Here is an 8,140-nt window from a genome sequence, read left to right as displayed (position 1 = left end):
TACTCGAACTTGTCCACCGCCTTCATCAGGCCGATGTTGCCCTCCTGGATGAGGTCGAGGAACTGCAGCCCGCGGTTGGTGTATTTCTTGGCGATGGAGATCACGAGGCGCAGGTTGGCCTCCACCATCTCCTTCTTGGCCTGCCGGGCCTCCTTCTCGCCTTTTTGCACCTGCTGCACGATGCGGCGGAACTCGGCGATGTCGAGGCCCACGTACTGGCCCACCTGCGCCATCTCGGTCCGCAACTCGTCCACCTTTTCGGAGAAGCGTTCGCAGAAGGTCTGCCAGCCGCGGCCCGGCTTCTCGCGCATCCGGTCCATCCACGCGGGGTCAAGCTCGCAGCCGCGGTAGGCGTCGACAAAATCCTTGCGGTTGATGCGCGCCTGATCGGCGAGCTTCACCATCGCGCCGTCGATCCCCATGATCCGGCGATTGATGCCGTAGAGCTGGTCGATCAGCGCCTCGATCCGGTTATTGTGCAGGTGCAGCGAGTTCACCAGTTCAACGATCTCGGCGCGCAGCTTCTGATAGGTTTCTTCCTGCGCGGTCGAGAACGAGCCGTCCTCGTTCAGCGTGGCCGAGATGCGGGCATCCTGCATGTCGGAGAGTTTCCCGAAGTCCTCGGCGATGCGGTCCAGCGTCTCGAGCACGCGAGGCTTGAGCGCGGCCTCCATCGCGGCGAGCGACATGTTGGCCTGGTCGTCGTCGTCCTCGTCATCCTCGCGCTGGATCGGGTTGCCGTCGGCGTCGTATTCCGGCTCGCGCGCGCCCTGGCTCTTGGATTCGGTCGGCTGTGCGCCGGTCGCGACGACGCCCTCCTCGACCTCCTCGTCGCCCAGCTGGTTGCCGAAGGTGGTCTCGAGGTCGATCACGTCGCGCAGCAGGATGTCCTCTGACAGCAGTTCGTCGCGCCAGATGGTGATCGCCTGGAAGGTCAGCGGGCTTTCGCACAGCCCGGCGATCATGGTGTTGCGCCCGGCCTCGATCCGCTTGGCGATGGCGATCTCGCCCTCGCGGCTCAGCAGTTCGACGGAGCCCATCTCGCGCAGGTACATGCGCACGGGATCGTCGGTGCGGTCGAGCTTTTCGCTGTCGGACGAGGAGACGGCCACATTCTTCGAGGTCGATGCCTGAACGATCTCGGTCGAGCCCTTGTCCTCGTCGTCCTCGACCTCTTCCTCCTCGATGATGTTGATGCCCATCTCGGAGAGCATCGACATCACGTCCTCGATCTGCTCCGAGGACACCTGATCCGGCGGCAGGACGGAATTGAGCTGGTCGTAGGTGATGAAGCCGCGTTCGCGCGCCTCGGCGATCATCTTCTTGACCGCGGCCTGGCTCATGTCGAGCGTCAGAGCGCCGTCCTGATCCTGCTCTTCGGTCTTGCGGTCCTCGGTGTCCTTGGCGGCCATTCGGCTCTCCTGGCTGTGAGGGGCGAATCATTGGCGCGAATCAATAGCGCGGCAAACTGATTCGGACAGCCGGTGCCCCCAATTTTTCCGGCGTCTGTCGTGCCGCGGCCTCATCCGCGGGGTGTGTCGAGGCCCAGTTCGGCAAGCATCTTCAGCATTGCCTCGCGTTCCCGGCGGTCGATCCGGGCACCGTTCTCGGCAATCTCGTAGTCGGTCTTGTCCTCCTGCATCGCGCGCACCGCCCGGTCACGCGCTTCTGCCGCATCGCGCAGCCGCCATGTGAGCGTTTCGGTGGCGAGCCCCGCGATGTCTTCCTCCGCCTCGCTCAGTTCCATGCGGTGACCCTGTTCCGCCTCGAGCCGGTCGAGCGCCCCCGCGATGGCCAGCCTGGCCGATTCGCGATCCTCGGGCCGCCTGCGGAAGGGCATGACCGCCAGATGGTCCAGCGAGTCGAGACGTTCAAGGGGCTCGGCGCCCAAAAGTTCAGCCAGCCGAATGCGCAACGCCTCCGACGACAGGTCCTGATGCGCGAGAATCGCGGCCCCCATGGCGGCGTTGGCAGGGTCGGACCATTCAAGCGATTCGAGCTGCGCCTCGACCTCGGCGGCGAGCGAGGGGTGCATCAACAGCGCCGAGAGAATCGCGGCCTCAGCCAACCGCTCGGGCACCGGCCCGCTGCCGCCCGCGGCCAGCAGCGACCGTTGCGTGCTGGGGCGCGGGGCGGATGGCGGAGGCGGCAGCCCGCGGCGCCGCGCGGGCAACGCATTGGACGCGCGGCGCATCTGGTAGCGCAGTTCGCGAAGCGCATCGTCGTAATGCCGCCGCAGCACCGGGTCGGCGATCCGGTCGACATGGCCCTTGAGCCGCGCGTCGAGCGCCGCGCGCCGCTCGGGGCTGTCGAAGACATGGCCCTCGGTCTCGCGCTGCCACAGCAGCTGGACCATCGGCATCGCGCCGTCGAGGAGCTTCTGCATCGCGGCCGCCCCGCCCTCGCGCAGCAGGTCGTCGGGGTCCTTGCCCGGAGGCATGAGCACGAAGCGCAGGCCCTTGCCCGCCTTCAGCCGCGGCAACGAGAGGTCGATCAGGCGCTGCGCGGCGCTCAGGCCCGCGCGGTCGCCATCGAGCGCGATCAGCGGCTCGTCCGCCATCCGCCAGAGCAGGTCAAGCTGCTCTTCGGTGATCGCCGTGCCAAGCGGCGCGACCGCCCCCTCGAATCCCGCGCGCACCAGTGCGATCACGTCCATGTAGCCCTCTGCCACGATCAGCGGCCGGCCCTTGCCGGCAGCCTCCCGCGCGGGCGCGAGGTTGTAGAGGCTGCGCGACTTGTCGAAGAGCGGCGTGGCGGGCGAATTGAGATACTTGGCGCGCGCATCGGTCCGCATCGCCCGGCCGCCCAGGCCGATGGCCCGCCCCTGCCCGTCGCGGATCGGAAAGACGATCCGCCCGCGAAAGCGGTCGTAGGGTGCGCCGCCGTCGTCGGGCCGCGCCGCAAGCCCTGCCTCGATCAGAACCTCGGGCGGAAATCCCTGCCCGCCCAGCGCCTCGAAGAGCCCGCGCCGCGCGTCGGGCGCGAAACCGAGCTCGAAGCGCCCGATCGTGGCCTCGTCCAGCCCGCGCCGCGCGAGGTAGTCGCGCGCCTCGGCCCCGGCGCCGGTCGCAAGCTGCATCCGGAAATGCCGCACCGCGGCCTCCATCGCCTCGCGCAGACGGCCCAGGCGGTCGGCCTTTTCCTGCGCGCGGGGGTCGCGGGCGGGCATCTGCATCCCCGCCTCTCGCGCCAGCACCTCGACCGCCTCCATGAAGCCCAGGTTCTCGGTCTCGCGCACGAAGCTGATCGCGTCGCCCTTCGCGTGGCAGCCAAAGCAGTAGTAATAGCCCTTGCGGTCGTCGACGTGGAAGCTGGCGGTCTTTTCCTGGTGGAAGGGGCACGGCGCCCATAGATCGCCCCTGGCCTGGTTCGACTTGCGGCTGTCCCAGATCACCTTGCGCCCCACCACCTGCCCGATGCTCAGGCGGCTGCGCAATTCGTCGAGGAAACCGGGGGGAAGGCTCATAGCCTGCAATATCGGGTGCGCATGGCGCGCTGTCCAGTTCCAGCGGGGTTATCGACTGCCCTGCGCCAGACACTGCTCCGCAAAAGCGGCCTCGATCGCCGCCGGATCGAGCTGCGCCTCGGGCAGGGTCCAGACCCAGGCGGCGATCTCCAGCATGAGCACTTGCGCCGCAGGCGACTCGTTCTCGGCTTGCAGCCGCGCCACCGCCTGTGCCTCGGTCGCCCCGCCGGCAAGGCGCACCTCTGCCGCCGCGGCGGCGATCCCCGCCGAGGTTTCGCACAGCGTGGGCAGATCCTGCGCCATGGCGGGCGCGGCGCAGAACGCCAGGAAGAGGGCAGCAATGCGGCGCATGAACAGGTCTCCTGCGAAGGGCGCTTTCGGTCGGGCCGGACCCTAGCGCGACGACCCCGCGCCATCCAGCCCGTGCCGCGCCGCCACACCCTCCATCGCACCGCGCAACTCCTGCACCAGCGTGCCGGCCATCGAGCGGAACGCAAGAAGGCGCAGCGTCGCCGGCCCCGTCCGCAGGACGCCCGCATGCATGTGCCCGATGAGCGTGCGGGCCACGGCGCCCACGGGGAACGCCAGCGGGCGCAGGTCCACAGGCACCAGCCGCGCCAGCACCGCCGGACCCGCCTCGCCCGACAGCTCCACCACGGCCCAGGCGTCCGACTGGTCCGTCAGCGCGGCGTGGGCGCTCAAGGTCGCATCCGGCGCGGGCCCCATCAGCATCCCCTGGTCCATCCCGGTCCAGACCACCGCCGCATCCTCGCCCAGCGCCGCGCGCCCCGGGTCCGGCCAGCCCAGCCCGTGCGCGTCGCGCAGCGCGGCGTCGAGCGCGGCCGCCTGCTCCGGCCCCGGCATCAGCGAGGTGATGCGGCCCGCATCGACCTCCGTCAGTCGCACGTCGCCCGCCCGGAACGGCAGCAGCCCGGCGCAGGGTGTCCTGGGGGTCAGATCAGCCACGCAGCCGCCCTCCCTCGGGATCGTATTGCACCGGATCCTGCACCGTGGCGCGCAGACGCCGACCCCGCAGGTGATCCACCACCATCACCACCTCGCCGTGCCGCGCGCGCCCGTTCCTGAGAAAGCCCATGCCCAGCCAGCCACCAAAGGCCACCGAGGGGGCGACCGAGGTGACATAGCCCTCCGAGTTCTCGCGCACATGCGCCGCGCCGTCGGCGAAGACATGCGCGCCCGCGGTCATGCGCGCGCCCTCCTGCACCGGGCGGAAGCCCACGAGCTGCTCGCGGTCCTCGCCGGTCAGCCCCTCGCGCGAGGCGGCGGCCTTGCCGATGCAGTCCTTTTTCGCGCTCACCATCCGCTCCATGCCGATGTCGAAGGCGGTGGTGCGTCCGTGGATCTCGGCATGGGTGATGAAGCCCTTCTCGACGCGCAGCGCGTTCAGCGCCTCCATCCCGTAGGGACCGCCGCCCAGCGCCTCCGCCCGCGCGACCAGGACGTCGAAAAGTGCCGCGCCGTAGCGCGCCGGCAGCGCGATCTCGTAGCCCTCCTCGCCCGAGAAGGAGATGCGAAAGAGCCGGCCCGCGATCCCCTTCACCGTCACGGGCCCGCAGGACATGAAGGGCCAGGCGCTCTTGTCCAGCCCGCCGTCGATCAGCCCGTCGAGCAGCTCCGCCGCCCGCGGCCCCGCGACCGCGAACTGCGCCCATTGCTCGGTCACGGAGATCAGCCGCACGTCCCAGTCCGGGCGCAGCCCCTGCCGAACCCATTCCAGATGTGCCATGACCTCGCCCGCCGCGGCGGTCGTGGTTGTCATCAGGAAATGGCTCTCGCCGAACCGCGCGGTGGTGCCGTCGTCCATCACATGCCCGTCCTCGCGCAGCATCAGGCCATAGCGCACGCGCCCGGGCTTCAGCGTCGAGAAGCTGTTGGTATAGACGAAATCGAGAAAGCGCGCCGCATCGGCCCCTTGCACGTCGATCTTGCCCAGGGTCGAGACGTCGGCGACCCCCACCGCCTCGCGCACCATGCGCGCCTCGCGCAGGCAGGCGGCCTCCCAGTCCTCGTCACCTTGCGGGAAGTAGCTCGGCCGATACCAGAGCCCCACCTCGATCATCGGCGCGCCGCGCGCCACGCTGGCCGCATGGCTCGTCGTCAGTCTTTCGGGCGCGAAGCCCCTGCCCTGCGCGCCCGCGCCCATCGCGGCGATCGCGACCGGCACATAGGGCGGGCGGAAGGTGGTTGTGCCCGTCTCGGGGATGCTTCGGCCGGTCGCGTCGGCCAGCACGGCGAGCGCGGCGACGTTCGAGGTCTTGCCCTGATCGGGCGCCATGCCCTGCGTGGTATAGCGCTTCATGTGCTCGACGGAGCGGTAATTCTCCCGAGCGGCGAGCGTCACATCCTTCACGGTCACGTCGTTCTGGAAATCGAGCCAGGCGCGGCCCCTGCCCGGAACCGCCCATAGCGGAGCCAGCCGGTAGGGCGCATCCTCGGCCTCGGGCACGGTGAGCGCCGGCGCCTGCATCCCGAGGTCGGCCAGCGCCTCGCCCGCCGCCCGCACACCGGCCTCGAGGCATCCACGGGTCGAGAACACGCCGGCACAGGCCCCTGCCGGGATCAGCCCCGGCACCGCGCCCTCTGCCGGCACGAAGGCGGCGATGTCCTCGCGCCAGACCGGGCGGCCGTTCATGTGACAGCTCAGGTGCACGCTCGGGTTCCACCCGCCCGAGACGGCAAGGCTGTCGGTCACAAGGCTCTCGATCCGCCCGTCGGCGTGCCGGATGTTGACGGCCTGAAGGCCATGCCGCCCGCCGGCGGTGCCCGTCACGACGGCCCCCCTCAGGGTGCGGATACCGTCGAGCTCCCGAGCGTCGGCGCGGCAGTCCACCATCGCCACCACCCGCACGCCCGCGGCATCCAGGTCGCGCGCCGTGCGCTGCGCGTCGTCGTTGTTGCCGAAGACGACGACCGACCGCCCCGGCACCACGCCCCAGCGGTGCAGATAGCAGCGCATGGCCCCGGCCAGCATCACGCCGGGCCGGTCGTTGCCGGCAAAGGCGACGGGCCGCTCCAGCGCCCCTGCGGCGAGCACCGCCCGCTTCGCCGCGATCCGCCAGAAGCATTCGCGCGGCAGTTCCGGCGCAGGACGCGCCAGATGCGAACTCACCCGCTCCAGCGCGCCATAGGTGCCCTGATCGTAGGCGCCGGTGACGGTGGTGCGCGTCATGACCCGCACGTTGGGCATCTGCGCAAGCTCCGCCAGCACCGTGGCGATCCAGGCATCGGCCGGCTGGCCGCCCACGCTTTCGTCTTCCGATAGCAGCCGCCCGCCCGCCTCTGCCCCCTCGTCGGCAAGGATCACCTCCGCCCCGGCGCGGCCTGCCGTCAGCGCGGCCATCAGGCCGGTCGGCCCCGCCCCGATCACCAGCAGGTCGCAGAAGGCGAAGGCCTTCTCGTAAGCGTCCGGGTTGTGGTCGCCAGACAGCGCGCCCAGCCCCGCCGCCCGCCGGATGGCGGGTTCGTATAGCTTCTCCCAGAAGGCGCGCGGCCACATGAAGGTCTTGTAGTAGAAGCCCGCGCCAAGGAACGGCGCCAAGAGATCGTTCGCCGCCAGCAGGTCGAAGCGCAGCGAGGGCCAGGCGTTCTGTCCAAAGGCCTCGAGCCCCTCGAACACCTCCTGAACCGTGGCGCGCACATTGGGCTCGCGGCGCGCGCCCTGCCCGACGGTCACAAGCGCATTCGGCTCCTCGGAACCGGCCGTCATCACCCCGCGCGGGCGATGATACTTGAAGCTGCGGCCCATCACGCGGACGCCCGCAGCCATCAGCGCGGCAGCCAGCGGCTCGCCCGCCCGCCCGCGATAGTCCCGCCCGTCGAAACGGAAGCGGACCTCTTCGGCCCCCGCGTTGCGCCCCTTGCCCGGCAGCCTCATCCGCCCGCCCCCTCGCGCGCCAGCCGCACGTCCCGGACCGCATGCGTCACCGTGTCCCGCGTCACCACCAGCCAGGCGCCGCAGCCCGCCGCGTGCTGCCACAGATCGCGCGTCTCGCCCGCCGGGTTGGCGCGGTTGTGCAGGTAGTCGTCCCACTCGGGCGACCAGTCCTGCGTCGCCGGCCGGTCGAGCGCCACCGCCGCGCCCTTGTAGGTGAACTCGCGGCGATCCCGCGCGCCGCAAAGTGGACATGTCAGTCGCATGAGCGCCCCGTCCGGCCTGGTCCTGCGTCCTTCAATGGTCCCCAAATACCCATTCCGGACCCCGCGGGCTGTCGCTGCCGGCGGACCGGCGCGCCCTCAGTGCAGGTTGTGCTGCGCACCGGTCCCCTCCTCGTCCATCAGCCCGCGGCCCGTCGCGAAGCGGTCCAGCCGGAAGCGCGCGGCCGGCGCATGGGGCCGGTCCGTCGCGATCAGATGCGCGAAGGAAAAGCCCGACCCCGGCACCGCCTTGAAGCCACCGTAGCACCAGCCGCAGTTCAGATAGAGCCCCTCCACCGGTGCCTTGTCGATGATCGGCGAGCCGTCGGGCGTCATGTCCATGATGCCGCCCCAGCTGCGCAGCACGCGCGCCTTGCCGATCATCGGCATCAGCGTCATCCCCGCCTCCATGACATGCTCCACCATCGGAAGGTTCCCCCGCGCGGCGTAGGAGGCGTAGAAATCCAGGTCGCCGCCGAAGACCAGCCCGCCCTTGTCGGACTGGCTGATGTAGAAATG

7 protein-coding genes are annotated in these 8,140 nt (G+C 70.2%); all 7 read right to left on the bottom strand.

The window, feature by feature from the left end; genetic code table 11:
- On the bottom strand, positions 1 to 1,412 hold a 1,412-nt coding region (locus ACLFOB_RS13080), incomplete at its 3' end, for an RNA polymerase sigma factor region1.1 domain-containing protein (RefSeq protein WP_410926356.1).
- A gap of 110 nt (positions 1,413 to 1,522) precedes the next feature.
- Positions 1,523 to 3,466 (bottom strand): DNA primase, encoded by a 1,944-nt coding sequence (gene dnaG, locus ACLFOB_RS13075; RefSeq protein WP_410926355.1) that lies wholly within the window; start codon positions 3,464 to 3,466, stop codon positions 1,523 to 1,525.
- A gap of 48 nt (positions 3,467 to 3,514) precedes the next feature.
- Positions 3,515 to 3,817 carry a hypothetical protein gene (locus ACLFOB_RS13070; RefSeq protein ID WP_410926354.1) on the bottom strand — a complete coding sequence of 101 codons (303 nt, stop codon included), beginning with the start codon at positions 3,815 to 3,817 and terminating at the stop codon, positions 3,515 to 3,517.
- A 42-nt stretch (positions 3,818 to 3,859) separates the two neighbouring features.
- On the bottom strand, positions 3,860 to 4,432 hold the full coding sequence (locus ACLFOB_RS13065; protein WP_410926353.1) for a sarcosine oxidase subunit gamma: 573 nt from the start codon (positions 4,430 to 4,432) through the stop codon (positions 3,860 to 3,862).
- Complete coding sequence (locus ACLFOB_RS13060) at positions 4,425 to 7,361, bottom strand: sarcosine oxidase subunit alpha family protein (RefSeq protein ID WP_410926352.1); 2,937 nt, start codon at positions 7,359 to 7,361, stop codon at positions 4,425 to 4,427. The genes ACLFOB_RS13065 and ACLFOB_RS13060 overlap by 8 nt, the downstream gene beginning before the upstream one ends.
- The gene (locus tag ACLFOB_RS13055) at positions 7,358 to 7,624 is read right to left on the bottom strand and encodes a sarcosine oxidase subunit delta (protein WP_410926351.1); all 267 of its coding nucleotides are present in this window, start codon (positions 7,622 to 7,624) and stop codon (positions 7,358 to 7,360) included. Before ACLFOB_RS13055 ends, ACLFOB_RS13060 begins: the two co-directional genes overlap by 4 nt.
- A gap of 96 nt (positions 7,625 to 7,720) precedes the next feature.
- A partial coding sequence (locus ACLFOB_RS13050; RefSeq protein WP_410926350.1) for an FAD-dependent oxidoreductase occupies positions 7,721 to 8,140 on the bottom strand: 420 nt, incomplete at its 5' end.

Source organism: Rhodosalinus sp. (genome assembly GCF_046542825.1).
GTDB lineage: Bacteria > Pseudomonadota > Alphaproteobacteria > Rhodobacterales > Rhodobacteraceae > Rhodosalinus.
This window is presented reverse-complemented; position numbering and strand designations above follow the sequence as displayed.

Coding starts and splice junctions, on each gene's coding strand:
- dnaG (WP_410926355.1), bottom strand. CDS start 3,466: ATGAGCCTTCCCCCCGGTTTCCTCGACGAATTGCGCAGCCGCCTGAGC.
- ACLFOB_RS13070 (WP_410926354.1), bottom strand. CDS start 3,817: ATGCGCCGCATTGCTGCCCTCTTCCTGGCGTTCTGCGCCGCGCCCGCC.
- ACLFOB_RS13060 (WP_410926352.1), bottom strand. CDS start 7,361: ATGAGGCTGCCGGGCAAGGGGCGCAACGCGGGGGCCGAAGAGGTCCGC.
- ACLFOB_RS13055 (WP_410926351.1), bottom strand. CDS start 7,624: ATGCGACTGACATGTCCACTTTGCGGCGCGCGGGATCGCCGCGAGTTC.